Annotated in this window: 14 protein-coding genes; 12 read left to right on the forward strand and 2 right to left on the reverse strand. The window is 33.0% G+C overall.

Annotated elements, in window-relative coordinates; translation table 11 throughout:
* Positions 1-17: 17 nt before the first annotated feature.
* From X929_RS02760 to X929_RS02800, 9 genes are all read left to right on the forward strand, one after another.
* Positions 18-1,334 (forward strand): pectate lyase family protein, encoded by a 1,317-nt coding sequence (locus X929_RS02760; protein ID WP_211286718.1) that lies wholly within the window; start codon positions 18-20, stop codon positions 1,332-1,334.
* 404 nt (positions 1,335-1,738) lie between these two features.
* Positions 1,739-2,998, forward strand: a complete 1,260-nt coding sequence (locus tag X929_RS02765; protein WP_169924920.1) for an ABC transporter substrate-binding protein — start codon at positions 1,739-1,741, stop codon at positions 2,996-2,998.
* Positions 2,999-3,116: 118 nt separating this feature from the next.
* Positions 3,117-3,995, forward strand: coding sequence for a carbohydrate ABC transporter permease (locus X929_RS02770; RefSeq protein WP_211286719.1), 879 nt, complete (start codon positions 3,117-3,119; stop codon positions 3,993-3,995).
* Positions 3,992-4,789 carry a carbohydrate ABC transporter permease gene (locus X929_RS02775; protein ID WP_103066511.1) on the forward strand — a complete coding sequence of 266 codons (798 nt, stop codon included), beginning with the start codon at positions 3,992-3,994 and terminating at the stop codon, positions 4,787-4,789. The genes X929_RS02770 and X929_RS02775 overlap by 4 nt, the downstream gene beginning before the upstream one ends.
* Positions 4,790-4,822: 33 nt before the next feature.
* Positions 4,823-6,130, forward strand: a complete 1,308-nt coding sequence (locus X929_RS02780; RefSeq protein ID WP_103066564.1) for an oxidoreductase — start codon at positions 4,823-4,825, stop codon at positions 6,128-6,130.
* Between the two features lie 4 nt (positions 6,131-6,134).
* A complete protein-coding gene (locus X929_RS02785) occupies positions 6,135-7,940 on the forward strand; it encodes an FAD-binding protein (protein ID WP_103066512.1) in 1,806 nt (601 codons plus the stop codon).
* 360 nt (positions 7,941-8,300) lie between these two features.
* Positions 8,301-8,939 (forward strand): bifunctional 2-keto-4-hydroxyglutarate aldolase/2-keto-3-deoxy-6-phosphogluconate aldolase, encoded by a 639-nt coding sequence (locus tag X929_RS02790; RefSeq protein WP_103066513.1) that lies wholly within the window; start codon positions 8,301-8,303, stop codon positions 8,937-8,939.
* A gap of 40 nt (positions 8,940-8,979) precedes the next feature.
* On the forward strand, positions 8,980-10,005 hold the full coding sequence (locus X929_RS02795) for a sugar kinase (RefSeq protein ID WP_103066514.1): 1,026 nt from the start codon (positions 8,980-8,982) through the stop codon (positions 10,003-10,005).
* 124 nt (positions 10,006-10,129) lie between these two features.
* Entirely contained in the window at positions 10,130-10,867 is a 738-nt protein-coding gene (locus X929_RS02800) for an IclR family transcriptional regulator (protein ID WP_255408266.1), read from the forward strand.
* Positions 10,868-10,873: 6 nt separating this feature from the next.
* Here X929_RS02800 and X929_RS02805 read toward each other — a convergent pair whose 3' ends face one another.
* The gene (locus X929_RS02805; RefSeq protein ID WP_146255765.1) at positions 10,874-12,454 is read right to left on the reverse strand and encodes an Rqc2 family fibronectin-binding protein; all 1,581 of its coding nucleotides are present in this window, start codon (positions 12,452-12,454) and stop codon (positions 10,874-10,876) included.
* Between the two features lie 204 nt (positions 12,455-12,658).
* Positions 12,659-12,829 carry a hypothetical protein gene (locus X929_RS09640; RefSeq protein ID WP_169924921.1) on the reverse strand — a complete coding sequence of 57 codons (171 nt, stop codon included), beginning with the start codon at positions 12,827-12,829 and terminating at the stop codon, positions 12,659-12,661.
* Positions 12,830-13,109: 280 nt separating this feature from the next.
* Here X929_RS09640 and X929_RS02810 point away from each other — a divergent pair, with 280 nt between their 5' ends.
* From X929_RS02810 to X929_RS02820, 3 genes are read left to right on the forward strand one after another with little or no spacing between them, the layout of a single operon-like run.
* Positions 13,110-15,455, forward strand: a complete 2,346-nt coding sequence (locus tag X929_RS02810) for an HD domain-containing phosphohydrolase (protein WP_103066517.1) — start codon at positions 13,110-13,112, stop codon at positions 15,453-15,455.
* A gap of 28 nt (positions 15,456-15,483) precedes the next feature.
* On the forward strand, positions 15,484-16,365 hold the full coding sequence (locus X929_RS02815; protein ID WP_103066518.1) for a VIT1/CCC1 transporter family protein: 882 nt from the start codon (positions 15,484-15,486) through the stop codon (positions 16,363-16,365).
* Positions 16,366-16,395: 30 nt separating this feature from the next.
* Positions 16,396-18,465 carry a methyl-accepting chemotaxis protein gene (locus X929_RS02820; protein WP_103066519.1) on the forward strand — a complete coding sequence of 690 codons (2,070 nt, stop codon included), beginning with the start codon at positions 16,396-16,398 and terminating at the stop codon, positions 18,463-18,465.
* Positions 18,466-18,507: the final 42 nt, after the last annotated feature.

Consider the following 18,507-nt stretch of genomic DNA (forward strand, 5'->3'; position numbering starts at 1 on the left):
ATAACGGGAGGCTGAGAATGATGAAAAAAGTATTATTACTAGTTTTAATGTGTTTGTCAGTAATTTCTTTTGCAGGTGAAGTTATTATTGAAGAAAACTCTCCGCTTCTGCGCCTAGGCAGAGAAGTACTTGCTGAAAATGACGGTTGGGGGGCTTTTGGCAACGGAACTACCGGAGGTTCGAGTGCAACAAAAGATAACGTTTACCTTGTAAGGACAAAAGAAGAATTAATACAAGCCTTAGGAGGAAATAATAAAGAAAACCGATACAACGACACTCCTAAGATAATCTTTATTGAAGGAACAATCCAAATCAGTGAATCTTATGAAAAATATAAGGACCCCGAATTTGATTTTGACAGATATCTGGAAGAATATTCACCTGAAAATTGGGGGAAGAAGGAAGTTGCTGGACCATTAGAAGAAGCCAGAGCAAGATCTCAAGAAAATCAAGCAGAAGATATTATAATTTACGTTGGTTCAAATACTACTATAATAGGCGTCGGGGGCAATGCGAAAATAGCTGGTGCTGCTTTGCAAGTTAAAGGAGTTAATAATATAATTATTAGAAATATTACGTTTGAAAGCCCTATCGATTATTTCCCTGCCTGGGACCCCACGGATGGTGAACTTGGAGAATGGAACTCAGAATATGATTGCTTAACAATAGAAAATTCTAAAAATGTGTGGGTGGATCACTGTACATTCAGTGATGGTGAATATTTAGATAGTGAATTACCTGTATATTTTGGAAGACTATTTCAACAACATGATGGATTGTTAGACATAAAAAATGAAGCTGATTTAATAACAATTTCTTATAATATTTTCTATAACCATGATAAAACTATGCTTATTGGTTCTAGCGATAGCCGTACACAAGATAGAGGACATTTGAGAGTCACTCTTCACCATAATCTATTTGAAAACGTTACACAACGATTACCAAGGGTACGATTCGGCCAAGTTCATGTATACAACAATTACTACAAAATCAATCCTCATTCCCCCTATCATTTTGACTATGCTTGGGGAGTTGGAGTGGAATCCCAAATATATGCTCAAAATAATTACTTCGATATACCATGGAGTGTAAACGTGTCAAGCATAATAAAAAGATGGAAAGGAAACAATATATATGAAGAGGGTAATGTAGTTTTGTATCCTTCCAGTGAACCATTTTATGCGAATATCTTGAAAGCTCATAATGATGTTAACGTCGATGATAAATTAGTCTCTTCAGTTGATTGGGAACCTGTATTAGTTAGAAGAATTGATCCAACAATGTCTGTTCCTGCAATCGTTATGAACGAAGCAGGAGCAGGAAAATTATAAAAGTTCGGTTCTAAAACTACTTACTTGAGGTAAATGATTTAAGAAAAGACGATAAAACGTAACTTAAGTTTAAAAAATGAAAAAAGAATAATTGGATGATCTAAACTGTATGTATATCGACCGTCTAAGTCTAAACCATCTATAACGAGGGAAAAAAGAATTCATTTTTACGAATTATTGGGGAGCTTGTTTGAAAAAATAATAAAAAATATCTTAAAATGTTTCTTAAATAAGTTTTAGAACGTGATAGGCGACGTGGATGTGCATTTAGGAGTTTCTAAAGATGACATAACATTTTACTGAGAGGAGGTGAGCATTTGATACCGCAACTATTGAAAGATTGTTAAAGTGCATTTTTAGAGTTTCTAAAGACCGTATAAATTATAAATATGAGGAGGTTGAGAATGATGAAAAAAGGATTAATGTTCGTAGTAATGTTGTTTCTTTTGTTTGCTGAGTTTGCTTGTGCGGTAGAACTTACGATGTACGCATCTGATGAAAGCAAAGCTAGAGTCCTCAGAGAGGTTGTTAAGGTTTATCAACAAGAACATCCAGATGTAGAAATAGAAGTTGTGGCTTTTCCATATGCCAATTACATGCAAAAGATGTCTCTCATTTTCTTAGGTGGAAATCCACCAGACCTTTTAGAAACTACTGCAACTTATTTGCCACAAATGACACCATATTTAAGAGACTTAGGACCAGATATTGAAAAGAATTTAGGGCTGGCTCCTCAAGAATACAAAGACTCCACGTATGATGTTGTAAAAGTTTACCTTGGAGAAGGTGAAGTTGTTCATGCAGTACCTCTCCATTTTACCACATATTCACTATGGGTAAATAAGGCCATGTTTGAAAAAGCTGGAATCGAATATCCACCCTATGGAAGAGAAGAACCTTGGACTTGGGAAGAATTCAAAGAAATTTTAAAAAAAGTAAAAGAAGTAAACCAAATTCCTTATGCAATGTCTATAGAATATTCTGCTGACAAATTCTTTAGTTACCTTGCTTTGTGGAACATCAAGATAGTTGATGAAGAGGGAAATTTTGTTATGGATCAGTATGAACATGCAGAAAAAGCTATAGATGAGTATGTTAATTTATTCAAAGAAGGATTAGTTCCCCCAGCAGAATGGCTTTCAGGGCAGTCTCATACTCATGATTTCTTTGGGGGAATAACAGCGGCTGATTGGGCAGGTAGTTGGATGGCAAGAGAGTCCTTTAATGCTGGAAAACAGGATGAAGTATCTCCTGCGTATCTTCCACTTATCGGAGATTGGTTTGGAACCTCTGGTGGTGGATTCTTAGCAGCCCCAAAAACAGGAAATGTCAAAAAGGAAAAGGCAGCAACTGAATTTGTAATGTGGATGGCAAATAAAGATGAAGGTTACACAGAATATATCAAAAGAAGTAGAGATCTAAGTGCTTATAAAGGTCATATAATTGATTATGGTGAACCACTTTTAGAAGAATGGGCAGAAGTACATCTAGTTCTTGCAGAAAGAGCACCTGCATGGACCACAGAAGTTAGGGCAAATGAAGTGTGGAGTAGATTAACCGATACAATTAGAAAAGATATTTCTTTAGGGATCACTGGTCAAATGACTGCAGAAGAAATGATCGAACATTGGAAAACAGAAGCTAAAAGAGTAAAGACACAGTAAATATTAACTTTATATTAATCTTTTAAGCTTCTTTAGTGGGCCTGTTTTTTAACAGGCCTGCTTCTTTAAAACGTTAATATATATTTAACTTTGATGAATTTGCCAGTGAGGTGATTTTGTGAAAAAGATAGATATAGTAAAAAATAGGTTTGTCTTTATTGTTCCCTCTTTTGTTTTTCATTTTTTATTCTACTTATTACCAATCATTTTAATGATAATTTTAGCCTTTTTCTCGTGGGATCTTTTAAACTCTCCATCATTTGTAGGATTAGAAAATTTTAAAGGCTTAATACAAGACAAGTGGTTTTGGAATTCAATTGTTGTGACTTTGAAGTATACTTTTTTTACTCTTCCTATAGTTTTTGTAACTTCACTAATTTTAGGACTTTTACTTCAAGAAGAAAATAGATTTTCGAAAGTTATGAGGATTTTCTTTTACTGGCCTTATATGATCCCTATGGTAGCAGGAGGGACCATGTGGAAATGGCTTCTTAGTAGAGATTTTGGTTTAGTTAATCATATTTTAAACCAACTAGGATTCAATCCAGTTAGTTGGTTAGAAAATCCTACTTTAGCTTTGTTGAGTGTAGTAATCGTACAAGCTTGGGTACTTAGTGGATTCATGATGATGTTATACATAGTGGGTTTACAAGCTGTCCCGGAAGAATTTTATGAAGCGGCATCAATTGACGGAGCTTCAAACTTCCAAAAATTTTGGTTTATTACTTTGCCTCTATTAAGAAACACTCATATTTCAGTTATAACTCTAACCATTGCTAATTGTTTTAGAAACTTTACAATTGCTTACATTATGACGACGGGTGGTCCGGGTTATGCTACTACTGTTGCTCCTTTATATATATACCAAAAAGCTTTTACAGATTTTAGAATAGGTTATTCTTCTGCTGGATCAATAGTTATTCTTTTAATTAGCTTGGTTATTGCCTATGTTGTTAGTAAAGTTCAAGAAAGAGATTTGGAGGGGGGTAAAATATGAGAAAAGTAATAGTAATCATTCTAGCAATTTTATTCATGATACCGATATTTTGGACTGTTTCATCTTCTTTAAAAAGTATGAACGAAATATACAGGTATCCTCCAACTATTTTTCCTCAAGAAATTTCCCTTGAAGGGTATAAAAATGTGATCTATGAAAGCCAGTTTCCAAGATATGTAGCTAATACTCTATTTGTAGCTATCGTATCTACAATTATTACTGTATTTATTTCCGTTTCTTTAGGATATGGTTTAGCCAAAGGAACGTTTAAATATAAAAATTTCTTTCTAGAAATGGTTACCATAACCCTTTTTATCACTGCCCAAGTGATAATGGTCCCCTTGTTTGTGGTTATAAAACAACTTGGTTTGATCGATTCTTTATGGGGTTTAATAATTCCAGCAGTGTTTACTCCAACTGCTTCTTTTACTGCTTATCAATATATGAAAGATTTACCTAACGAATTTCTTGAGAGTGCTCAAGTTGATGGTGCAAATGAATGGCAGATATTTTTTAAAATTGTCCTACCCATGTCAAGACCCTTAATTGCGGCAATTTCGATCTTTTCTTTTACATGGAGATGGAATGATTTCGTCCTACCATTGATAGTAATTAATTCTGGCGATAAATTTACTATACAATTAGCTTTATCAGCTTTACAAGGCCAATATGGAATTCCCTGGAATGAAATTTTAGCGTTTTCAGTCCTTGCTATAATTCCGACATTAATAATCTTTTTATTGTTCCAGAATTTGTTTATGAAAGGTTTGTCAGCTGGTGGTTTGAAGTACTGAAAAAATACACCTTGAGGGGGTCTTGTGAAATTGATGAATACACACACTGATATAGATGAATTAAAAGAAGCCATAAAGGAAAGGAATTTAGACATTCCTTTTTCCGATAACCTAGAAATACTTAAGGGAAATTTAGAGTTAAATGGAAAAGTAATACCTAATAAATTAGCAATACATCCTATGGAAGGATGTGACGCTAAATTAAATGGAGCTCCAAGTGAGTTAACAGAAAGAAGATATCTTAGATATGCAAGAGGCAAAGCAGGTTTAATATGGTTTGAAGCGACAGCGGTGAGTAAAGAAGCAAGAGCAAATGACAAACAATTGTTTTTAAATCATGAAACAGTCAATGAATTTTCTGCTTTAGTAAAAAAAATAAAAGACGAGTCTGTGAAAATTGGAAATCAAGTCCCTTACTTAGTTTTGCAATTAGCTCATTCTGGGCGTTTCGGGGAAAATAAAATTATTGCAATCCACGACGAAAAATTAGATAAATTATCCAATGTAAATTATAATAGCTCGTTAATAACCGATCAAGAGCTTGAGGAATTGGAAAATTTTTATGTAGAAGCCTCAAAACTAGCTAAAGAAGCCGGATTTGATGCTATAGATATAAAAAGCTGTCACAGATACTTACTATCTGAAATTCTTGGAGCCCGTACCCGAAAAGGTATATTCGGGGGTAAATATGAAAATAGAACCCGATTCATTAAAGAAGTAGTAGATTCAATAAATAAAGAAGTAGGAATAGATATAGCTGTAAGATTAAATATTTCTGATTTTTTGCATTACCCAATAAGTTGGGGAACAAATAAAAAAGGTGAAGCAGATTTATCTGAACCTCTGAAATTAATTGAAGAATTAAGAGAAAAAGGGGTAAAACTAATAAATGTAACTGCTGGAAGCCCATATATAAATCCACATATTAATAGACCTGCGGATGGTGAAGCGAAAAAATATACGCCACCTGAACACCCATTAATTGGAGTAGAAAGATTGATAAAATTCTCAAAAAATGTGCAGGAAAAATTTAGAGATATTATTGTGGTTGGTACAGGATTAAGTTGGTTTAGGCATTTTGTACCATTTGTGGCAGCAGGAATGGTTGAAAAAGGATACTGTAAAATAGTTGGATTAGGAAGAATGGCTTTTGCTTATCCAGATTTTGCAAAAGATATAATTGAAAATAACAATATGGAAGAAAATAAATCCTGTATAACGTGTAATAGATGTGCTGAATTAAAAGCTAATCAAAAAATAACTGGCTGTGTAATAAGAGACAAAGATGTTTATTTAAAGCCATACATGGTAATCCTGAGAAAAAATAAATCAAAGAGGTGATTTAGTGAAAAAAATAAAATCAGATGTTATAGTGGTTGGAGCCGGAGGAGCAGGATTAAGAGCAGCTTTAAGCGTAAAAGAAACAAATAAATATTTGAATGTAAAAGTGGTAACAAAAGGAGAAAGGTTAAAAGATAGTATTACAGCCACTTCTTACTCTGATCGAATGGCTTTCCATGCTACCTTGGATACTACTGAGCCTGGAACTGAAGATTCATGGAAATATCATGCCGAAGATATTTTTAAAATTGGTGGAATGGTATCCGACAAAATTTTAGCTGAAGTTTTAGCAAAAAACTCAAAAGATGCCTTTGAGTACCTGGATAAACTAGGCGTTCCTTTTGTTAAGGAGAATGGAAAGGTTAAACAATTTAGAACCGATGGATCTAAATACGCCAGAGCATGTTTTACTGGACCTGATACCGCTGTTCAAATAGCTCGAATTCTTTCAAAAGAAGTTGATAAACAAAAAATCGAAGTTATAGAAAATGTTATGTTTCAAGATATTTTGTTGGATGAAGAGAACAAAGTTAAAGGTGGTTGGGGAATCAATACGGTTACTAATGAATATTTTTTCTTTGAAACCCCTTCTATAATATTAGCTTGTGGAGGTCCAGGACAAGTCTATTCTGAAAGTTTATTCCCTGGAGAATCCACGGGGGATTGTCATGCCGCAGCCCTACGATGTGGAGCAGAACTTGTAAATATGGAATTTATTCAAATAGGATTGTCATCAAAAAAAACTAAAATTGCTTGTTCAGGCAGTTTCATGAGAGCTTTACCTAAGATAACTAACGATCTAGGAGAAGATATAATACTTAAATATTATAAAAATAAATACGATCCAAAAAAATTAATATCTATTCTTTTCTCCAAAGGATGGAGTTGGCCATTATCATACGACGAAGAATCTCATATAATCGATGTAGCCGTAGCAAAGGAAATTTTGTACGCTCGAAGGATTTTCTTGGATTATACTTCCAATCCAGAATTTTTCTCAAAAGGTTCAATTCCTGAAGAAATTATAAATTGGTACAAACAAGAAATTAACGTGAATTTATTTGATCAAAAATTTTATTCTAATCCTTTAAAGAGATTAAAAAGTATAAATAAAGAAGTATGTGCATTACTAAAAACAAAGGGGCTCGACATCGATACCGAAAAGAAAATAGAAATATTTCCTGCAATCCAACATTTCCAAGGAGGCATAAAGATAAATGAAAGAGCTGAGACCAATATAAAGGGACTTTATGCTTGCGGAGAAGCTGCTGGTGGTCAACATGGTGCAAATAGGCCCGGTGGAAATTCATTACTCGACACACAAGTTTTTGGAAAGATAGCAGGACAAAATGCAGCCCTTTATTCTTCTCAAGTTAATATTTCAGAATTAAGCGATGAAGAAATGAAAAATCTCCAAATAGAAAATGTAAAATTCCCTGATGAAACTGGTAAGAAAAACATTATAAGAGAAGAAATTAGGACGCTTATGAGTGAAAATGCTTCTGTTATCAGATCAGAGAAAAAATTATTAGAAACTTTTGATGTTGTATCTAATATCTCTAACAAAGAAATACTCAACTCAAGTAAAAACCTAAAAGATTATTTGGAAACATGCAATATTCGTTTGCTTTCTCGAGTTTTGTTGAAATCTATGTGTGAAAGGAAAGAGAGTAGAGGCCCACATTTGCTTTTTAAAAATCCAGAAACTTTAGAACTTTATCCAAGAGATGATGAAAATTGGGCATACCGCTATATCGTCGTAAAATTGGAAAACGATAATATTAGCTGTTCTATCAGAAAGTGTCGGTAGATAAAACGAACTACTAACAAATAATTAAATAATCTAAAATGATCAGGAAGAATTTCCAATAGGTATAAAAGTACTCAACGGTTCCCAATTAAAATCAGAAAGGTCTTTAACACCGAAAGCTGCTTCTAAAGTAAAACGATAGTATTCTTTATAATTTTTTGAACATACGTGTATTCAATTGAGAAGCGTTACCGCATAATGACAATTGAATGACCTCCTTACGAGATAATAAAAATGTGGTATCAAATAAATTATACAGTGAGGAGGTAAAAGTATAATATTGAAGGTATTAAAAGTTAGTTAAAATGCATGTTTTAGAGTTTCTGAAGTCACTAAAATAATACGAATGAGGAGGATTCCATGGATAAATTAAAAGTGATGGAGCAAATTATAAATGTTGGAATAATTGCTGTAGTAAGAGCTGATTCTCCTGAAGAAGCATTGAAAATTGCCGACGCTGTTAAAAAAGGTGGCATCGAGGCTATTGAGATTACGATGACTGTTCCAGGAGCGAATGATGTTATCAAGGAGCTGAAAAAGGAATATTCAAAAGGAGAAATTCTTATAGGTGCGGGAACTGTTCTTGATCCAGAAACAACGAGAATTGCTATGTTAGCTGGAGCCGAATTTTTTGTAAGTCCATATCTAAACAAAGAGATGGTAAAAATATGCAATAGGTATCAAAAAGTTTCTATGGCTGGGGCAATGTCAATAAAAGAAGTGGTAGAAGCTATGGAAGTTGGTGCTGATTTTGTTAAATTCTTTCCAGGTAGTGCTTTTGGTCCTTCAATAGTCAAAGCAATTAAAGGACCTCTTCCTCAAGCACCGATAGTCCCTACAGGCGGTGTTAGTCTCGAAAATGTAGGAGATTGGATAAAGGCCGGCTGTGCCGCAGTTGGCGTTGGAGGAGAATTGACAAAAGGCGCAAAGTCGGGAGACTATGAACTTGTCCAGGAAACAGCTAAAAAATTTGTTGAAGCTATAGCAATGGCAAGATAATTTTTAAGAATACAAAATATATTTGAAAGGAGATATTGTAATGGCTAATAAAATTGTTACTTTTGGTGAAATTATGATGAGGCTTTCTCCTCCAAAGTATTTTAGATTTGTTCAAACAGATTCTTTTGATGTAACTTACGGTGGTGCTGAAGCCAACGTTGCTGCTTCTCTTGCCAATTATGGAGAAAATGTTTATTTTGTGACAAAAGTTCCAGACAACCCGATAGGGCAATCGGCAATAAATCACCTAAGGAGATATGGGGTAAAAACTGATTATATAATTCAAGGCGGAGAAAGATTAGGTATTTATTTTCATGAATTTGGAGCATCTCAAAGACCTTCTTTAGTCATTTATGATAGAAAATACTCATCTTTTGCAGAATCTCAAACTACAGAATACCCATGGGATAAGATTTTAGATGAGGCAAAGTGGTTTCATTTTACAGGGATAACACCTGCAGTGAGCGAGAATGCGGCACAAGCATGCCTGGATGCGGTGAAAACAGCAAAAAACAAAGGAATTATTGTTAGTTGTGATTTAAATTATCGGAAAAAACTGTGGTCATCTGAAAAAGCCAACGAAGTGATGTCAGAACTTATGAAATATGTCGATGTACTTATAGCGAATGAGGAAGCTGCTGAAAAGGTATTTAATATAAAAGCTAAAGATTCTGATGTATCCCAAGGAAATCTACAATTAGACGGTTATAAAAATTTAGCCAAACAAATTTCTGAAAGGTTTGATTTGAAAGGAATCGCTATAACACTCAGAGAAAGCTTTTCTGCTTTTGATAATGGTTGGGCAGGTCTATATTATGATGGCAGCAAATTTTATTGCTCCAAAAAATATCAAATCCTCATAGTTGATAGAGTAGGGGGAGGAGATTCCTTTGCCGGTGGGTTAATATACGCTTTAATAAACAATTATCCTCATCAAGAAGTAATAGAATTTGCTACAGCTGCCTCATGTCTGAAGCATTCTATAATCGGAGATTTTAACCACGTTACATTAGAAGAAGTGAAAACTCTAACAAAAGGAGATTCCACAGGTAGGATTCAAAGATAGATAAAAATGCCATCAAATAAAACTACAAAATCGAAAGGGGTTCAAAGTTCTTTTAATTATTAAAATTTGTGATATAATGAAATTCGGTATTTTACAGATAGGAAGGTGAAAATCTATTCAAACTATCAGAAAAGTTTTAGAAGTATTAGATTATATAGTCTATTCACCAAAACCAGTTTATGCAACAGAAATTGCAAGAGAGTTTGATATGTCTATATCTAATGCGTATAAGTACTTAGATGATTTGCACAAAGGAGGCTTGTTGTCAAAGAATAGCGATAAATCATATTTCCCGAGTTTCAAGCTTGTGGAGTATGGGAGTATTATTTTAAAAAAAATAAATCTAAGGGAGATTGCACATCCCCACTTAGTTGATTTAATGGTAAAAACAGGTCAAACAGTTCATTTGGCTATTAAAGAAGGATATGAAGGTATTTATGTAGAAAAGATAGAAGGTCCTAATTCTTTACCAATGATGTCAAGAATTGGTATGAAGATAAACCTTTATGCAACAGCATTTGGAAAAGCTATTTTGGCTCATTTACCTGAAGAAGAGATAGAAGAATATCTAGAAAATGTGGAGTTGAAAAAAAGGGGTAAAAACACAATTACTGATCCCAACAAATTGAAAAATGAACTTAAAAAAATAAGAGAAAGAGGATACGCAATTGATAACGAAGAAAATGAAATTGGGATCTATTGTATGGGGGCTCCTATTTTTAACTACGATAAAAAAGTTATGGCGGGTGTAAGTATTTCGATGAGTGCCTCTCGAGCCGAAGAAGAGAAAGTAGATGAATATATTCGTTATGTTAAGGAATGTGCCAAAAATATTTCCAAGTTGTTGGGGCATAAAGATTAAGGTTTTTCATGGCATTTCTCTAAAAGGTTCAACGATAATGGTTTCATAATTTTTATACAGCCACATTCCTGGCTTTGCTCCTTTTGGTTTCCATACGTTTTTTCTTTGAGTGTAATCAACCGCTACATTGGAGGACATTTTTGCTTTAGAAAATGTTGCAGCAACTCTTGCTGCGTAATCTATTACTTCTTCTGGTATTTCTTTACCAGAAGATTTTATTATTGTATGAGAGCCGGAGATTTCATGTGTATGTAGCCAGATATCGGCCTGTGCTGCGGATCTTGTTAATTCATCGTTTTGTTTGTTATTTTTCCCAACTAGTATTTCATAGCCTTTGTAATTAAATTTCCTAAAAGTTGTTTTTACTTTTCTTTCTCTTTTAGACTTTTTGTTTTCACTTATCAGCCCTATATCTTTCATCTCTTCTTTAATCTCTATTAAGGTTTCAATTTCTTCTGCGGAAGATATTGTTTCAAATAACTGATTAAAATATTCAAGCTCGTTATTAATCTTTTTTATTCTTTTTTTAGCATATTCGACTTTTGCCTTTGTCCTTTTTATATTTTTATACAGCTTTTCCAAGTTTTGCGTTGGGGATAAAAGGGGATCTATCTCGATTGTAACTTCCTCACCAGTATTCCAATCATTTACTGTAAAATATCTTTCACCTTTTTTTATTTTGTAGAGATAAGTTTGAAGAAGCTCTCCCTTTTTTTCCAAATCTTTTAGATTTTTTTCTTCATTTAAATCTTTTAATATTTGTTCTTTGGTCTTTTCTAGTCTGTCTATTTCACTTTTTACCTTTTTTTCTAAATCTCTTTTTATTTCTAATAATCGAGACTGTTCAACCCTTTCTTGAAAAACTTTAAGCAATGCTTCCGATGGTTTTAATACCTTGTGTTTAAAATTATTAGGGGTTATTGCGGAGAAATCATATGTGTTCCCTTCGTTAAAGTAGAAAAGATAAGGTTTTTTAAGATCTTGTATAGCTTTTTGGATACCTATTTCTTGCAAAAAAGCTATTGATTTTTTAGAAAACCCCATCAATCTATTAAAATCAATATTTTCAATGTTTTCTATATTTTCTTCCAATATATTTGTTTGAGAATCATCGTAGTAAGGTAGGTATTTAACCCCAGGAATTACGGGTCTAAATTCTTCATAAACCCTTTTTAAAGATTCTTCTACTTTATTATCTTCGTTAATGAGTATTAAGTTAGAATTTCTTCCCATTAATTCGAAAAATAGCTTATATTTTCTCATAGCAGAGGTTTCTTGATCGTAGCTTTCAATTTCAAAGTAACCTATCCTATCTAAACCTAACTGTTCGACATTTATCACTCTTCCGTTTCTTATCTTTTTTCTTAAAAACTGAGAAAAGTTTGCTGGCTGTATGGGTACGTTTGGTTTTTGAAAAAGTAAGATCACATAAGAAGGACTTTTTAATGAAAAAAGCACAAAACTTTGAGAAAACTGAATTAACACTTGGGATTTGATAGGTTGATAAATATTTTTAATTCTATCCCCCATAATATTGTCTTTTATTTCTTTTAAAACTTTATGTAATACCAAACCATCAAAAGGCAAATAAGTCACCTCTTTTATAATGAAATTAACTGTATTTTAGAGGATTTAAAACTTTAATTATAGCTCCCCTTCGCCCCGCAGCCCACCCATAAGGATAAAGAGTTTTTATATTTTCTCCGTGCAGATTTGCCCATAAGAGCACAAAAGAGGCAAAAGAATTTCTGCCTCTTTTGTGTTTTGTACAAATTTTATGAAATTAAAATTCTACGCCGCTGAACTTTTTCTTCCTCTATCCATAAAACCTATAAGCAAAGAAACAATACCAACGATTAGGTGTATCCAAGCCTCCCAGTTTGGAATTACTACAGAACCAAAACCAGCAATAGCCATAATTATGAGGTAAATACCCACAACTATCGCCCATACTCTAGCCATAATACCCCCTCCTTTGTAACTCAACTTTAGACAAAATTAGACGATAAACTCAATGGAACCCTAATGAAAAAAGTTGAATAAATTTATCGGCTTAAACACTAATGATATGATAGAAAATATATATTACGAATATTATAACATTAGAATAATTTTAGTTTAACTACGAAAATTATTATACTATAGCAGTTTACTAATTTGTGATATAATATCGAAAGTAAGAATTATTGAAAGCCAAAATAAACGTTAAAATTCCCACTCATTATAGCTAGGAGGATCACATTTGAAAAAAAACACTAAAGCCCGATTATTGTTATTATTACTCATCTTGTCTGGGATTTATTCTTTAGCCACTACTAATATCCTAATTTTAAATTCATATAATCCAGGTTTGTCCTGGTCAGATAGGGAATTAGAAGGTATATATTCGGTTTTAAAAGATGAAGAAAGCATAAATATATATGTAGAATATCTTGATAGCAAAAGGTTTGGAGATGATAAAAGCTTAAACATATTCAAAGAGTACTTTGAAAGAAAATTTAGTAATTTTAGATTCGATGTTGTTATTGCGCTGGATAATAATGCTTTTGATTTTGTTTTATCAAATTATGAGTCGCTTTTTTTGGGAACTCCTATAGTGTATGCCGGGATCAATTACTATCAAGAATACGATTTGAGTTCATTAGACTTTGTAAGTGGAATTGTAGAGATTCATGATATAAAAGAAACATTAGAATTAGCTCTAAATCTTCATCCAAATACAGAGAATGTTTATGTGATTGTTGATAATCAGACTAAAACAGGAAAACTTTTCAAGCAAGAAGTGGAAAATGATGTAATACCTGAATTTGAGGATATTAATTTTATCTTTCTGAGTGATTCGTTAGATCAAATAAAACAAGAGCTTGATACACCTTTGCAAAACTCAATAGTACTTCTTTTGGCTTTTAGTAAAGATATTTATGGAAATTTTTATGATTATACAGAAATAGAGGTATATATGGGACAATTTGAGAATCTTCCCATTTATGTTACCTCACGCGCGTATATGGCCAACAACGTTGTAGGAGGTAAAATTACCAGTGCATACGATCAAGGACTGAAAGCCGGAGAAATAGCAAAGGGCTTATTAAGCGGAGTTAATATTAAAGAGTTACCAAGAATTTACTTCCCTGATAATAAATACGTTTTTAATTTTCCCCAGTTGGAAAGATTTGGTATTTCAACCAAGAGTCTACCTGCAGATTCAACAATAGAGAACAAGCCTCCTTCTTTTTATGAAAATTACCCTGTGATTTTTTGGCTAATAATGATTCTAGTGCCTTTTTCTATTATATTTATATATGTTCTAAGAGAAGAAAATTTAAAACTTCACTCTCTTTTGAAGGAATTAAACCAGGTAAAGGAAGAGGCTCAAAGTTATAATGAAGAGCTTACAGCAGCAAATGAACAATTAACTTCCTACAACGAAGAGTTAATATCACAAAATGAGGAAATACAGAGTAATTATCAGGAGATAGAACAACTGAATAATAAAATGATTAATCTGTTAGAAATTATCTCTGAATTAGGAAATGAAGAGTTAAAAGAGGAAGATTTCTTTCAGAAATTTTTAAATACTTTAATCATTGAAATTCCGGAAGCTGACTATGGGAGTGTTTCTATAATAGAAGAAGACAGTTGGAGATTTTTAGCTGCGCTGGGTCATGATATTAACGGTTTAAATAGTTTGAATCTTAAAAAAAGTTATGCCTTACGTGTAGAAAATGCAACAGTATTTGATAATATTAATTCCGTAAATGAGGAAACAATGCCTCAAGATGTAGTCATTTTAATATCCAAATTCACCAAGCCAATAAAATCTACTCTACTGAAAGCCATAAAAATAGATGAAAATCGATATTTAGATGTTTCGCTTGATATTAAAGAAGGTAGCGATGAAAAGTTTTCTGAACAATCCGTTAGATTTTTTGATTCCATTTTAAATCTGGCAAAAATGTTTTTTGTTAATAGAATAAGAACGCAAGAAGTAAAAAATGCTTATGCAACCTTTTCTAGCAAACTTTCTATATTAGCAGAATCACACGATGAAAACAGTAAAAAACATATATACCGTGTAAGTGAATTATCTGCCTTTTTTGCTGAAAAATTAGGCTTACCCAAAGAACAAGTTGAAAGGATAAGAGATTTTTCTCCCCTTCACGATGTGGGGAAACTTTTTATTCCTGCCGAGATACTTAATAAACCAGGTAAACTAAACGAAAAAGAATGGGAAGAAATCAAAAAACATCCACTATATGCGGATAATTTATTGGAAGGTTCATATTTCGAAACAGCAAAAAAAATTGCCCTTTACCATCATGAACGTTACGATGGAAATGGGTATCCTTTTAGATTAAGGGGCAAGCAGATTCCCATTGAAGCCCAAATTGTTGGCTTAGTAGATGTATACGACGCCTTAAGATCAAAGAGAAGTTATAAAGAAGCTTTCTCACATAGGGAAGCGGTTGACATATTGTTACATGGGGATAACAGGACAAAACCAGAACATTTTAACCCAAAACTGTTGGAAATATTGAAAAGATATGAGAGAGAAATAGAAGAACTATATAAAAAATACGAAGAATAAGAAATGATTCTTAATCGGAGGTGTTTAAATGGAAAATTCACAAATCGACTCAAAAACAAAAAAACATTTATTAAATTTCCAAAAGAACGAGTTAACGGAATATCTGATTTATAAAAGGTTATCTAAATCTACTAAAGATACCAAAAATAAAAAAGTCTTAGAAAGCATAGCAAGTGAAGAATTAAAACACCACGATTTTTGGAAAAGTTATACTAACGAAGATGTTAAACCAAATTACTTATTAGTTATGTTCTATTTCATACTTTCTAAAATACTTGGATTAACCTTCAGTTTGAAGCTCATGGAAAATGGCGAAGAAAGGGCTCAGACCTCCTACGAAGATGTTTCCAATATAGTCCCCCAAGCAAAACAGGTTGAAGCAGAAGAAGATAAGCATGAACGTGAACTTTTAGAAATGATAGAAGAAGAAAGATTAAATTATGTGGGATCGATTGTGTTGGGTTTAAACGATGCATTAGTCGAATTGACTGGCGCATTGGCAGGTCTGACCTTTGCCCTTCAAAACGGAACAATAATAGCTACATCTGGATTAATAACAGGAATAGCTGCATCATTGTCAATGGCAGCATCCGAGTATCTATCAAAAAGAGCCGAAAACGACGAGAGAGCGTTAAAGTCCGCAACTTACACGGGGATTACATATATAATTACGGTATTTTTTTTAATTCTTCCTTATTTGTTAATGCCAAATAAATATTTTTTAAGTTTAATTATAACTTTAATAATAGCTGTTATAATAATATTGGTTTTCAATTTTTATATTTCTGTAGCCAAAGATCTAAACTTCAAAAGTAGATTTCTTGAAATGGCGGGTATAAGTTTAGGTGTTGCGGGATTAACCTTTTTTATAGGGTTCATCGTTAGAATCACTTTGGGCGTTTCAATTTAACTTGATACAAATTCAAAGGGGGAGTTTGGATTGAAAAGAATCAGTACCAAGATTATTTTATCTTCTACCTTGTTAGTGATCGCAGCGGTAACAGTTGTAAGTATCGTATCAATTTTTAGATCCACTTCTCTTCTAGAAGAATATTCACTAAGCGGGGTTGAGAATTTAACTGCGAGTCTTGCATCTGATCTAAGTTCGCAAATAAGTATTATCGAAATAGTCGTAGACAATTATAGCGACTCCGCTTTTTTGGGATTTGATCCTTTTATAGCGAGTTTTTCAAATGCCGAAGTAATAAAATTTTTAGATAGAGCTAAAGATGTACCTAAAAATTTTTCACAAAAAGTAGAAGGTAATGTTACCTCCTTCATAGTATTCAATCCTGATATGTTAAGGACAAAAGAATTATATTCTCTTTACTACATTGAAAGCGAGGATAAAAATCTAAAAAATGAATATATAAAATTAGACGATACTTTTAATCCTGAAAATAAAAAATATCAGTGGTTTTTTGAAGTAAGAGACAAAGAAGAAGGTGTTTGGACCGATATATACTTTGATGAATATTTACAGTCAAACGTAATTACTTATTCCGTTCCTTATTTCGATCCAGAAGACGGGACTTTTGTTGGTGTTGCTGGGATTAGTTTTCCTTTAGAATATTTTGCTAACCTCATTGAAAAAGAATTAGGATACGAAAAAGCATATGCGTACTTAGTTGATGATAATTTTAATGTAATTTCTCATCCTCTTTATGAATCTGGAAAGAGTATAGTAGAAGAAATATCGGATTATTTAGAAACAATAAACTCAAATACAGAAGGGACTTTTGTAGAAAGATTAAATGGTGAACAATTTTTAACGAGTTATTCGAAGCTACCCAATGACTGGATTTTGTTCTTAAATTTACCCCAGAGTGAAATATACAGTGAGATAAATAGTTTAACGCTGCTTATAATCCTAATAACGGTTTTAGGAGTTATTGTGGCAATAGTAGTTGCTTACTTTGTTGGAAAAGGTATCTCAAAACCAATAAAAGATTTTTCAAACGTTTTATTAAAATTTGGAGAAGGGAATTTGGATGTAGAGTTCGAAAGTAAGTCCAAAGATGAAGTAGGAGAAATGGCTCGATCATTTAGTAAAATGCGAGATAACTTAAAAGAAACGATTGAAAGCATTAAAGATGTCTCTTACAGAGTCGAAGCATCTTCAAAAGAGTTAAAAGAAGCCTCCCAAAAATTCAAAAAGTCAGGAGAAGAAGTTCTAGAAGAAGCAAAAAATATAGAGTTAATTTCGGAAGATAGTGCCTCATCGGTTGAAGAGATCACATCCGGTATTGAGGAAATTGCCTCTTCAGCACAAAGTTTATCGTCAGCCGCACAAGAGTTATCTAATTCAGCTGAAATGACTCAAAGTCAAGCTAATAAAGGTATGGAAAGTATTCACAATATAGTAAAGAAAATAGAAGTTGGTGTAGAACAATCCAAAGAAGCAGAAGAAAATGTTTCAAAACTTTTGGAAAAAGCAGAAAATATCGGAAATATTATTCAAACTATAAATTCCATAACCGAACAGACGAACCTGTTAGCACTGAACGCAGCGATAGAAGCAGCAAGGGCAGGGGAAGCGGGAAGAGGATTCGCCGTTGTAGCTGATGAAATAAGAAAATTAGCAGAAGAAAGTGGTAAAGCAACAGATGAAATCGCCAAAATTCTAGAAGACCTAAAAAAAGGTACAAACAACGTCAACGATGTAACCAATAAAACAGTTACTACTATTGCAGAAATAAACGAAGAAGCCAACAAGGTTAGAGAACAATTTGAAAGCATATTAGGTGAGATAAATGGGATGATTTCGGGGGTTGAAAACGTCACTGCTAGTTCGCAAGAGCAAAGTGCCAGTACGCAGGAAATGAGTTCTTCAATGGAAAGAATAGCTAGAACGGTAAATGAAACCAGCGAAAAGATAAAAGAAATTAAGATACTGATGCAAAGTCAATCTGAAAACGCCGGCTCACTTAATGAAAGAGCTGAAGAATTAGAAAAACTTTCTAAAAATCTCAATTCAGCTATTTCAAAATTCAAATTGAGTAGTGAATAATAGGGAGGAAATAAAATAAAGAAGTTATCAATTATCCTCATA

This window comes from Petrotoga olearia DSM 13574, assembly GCF_002895525.1.
GTDB lineage: Bacteria > Thermotogota > Thermotogae > Petrotogales > Petrotogaceae > Petrotoga > Petrotoga olearia.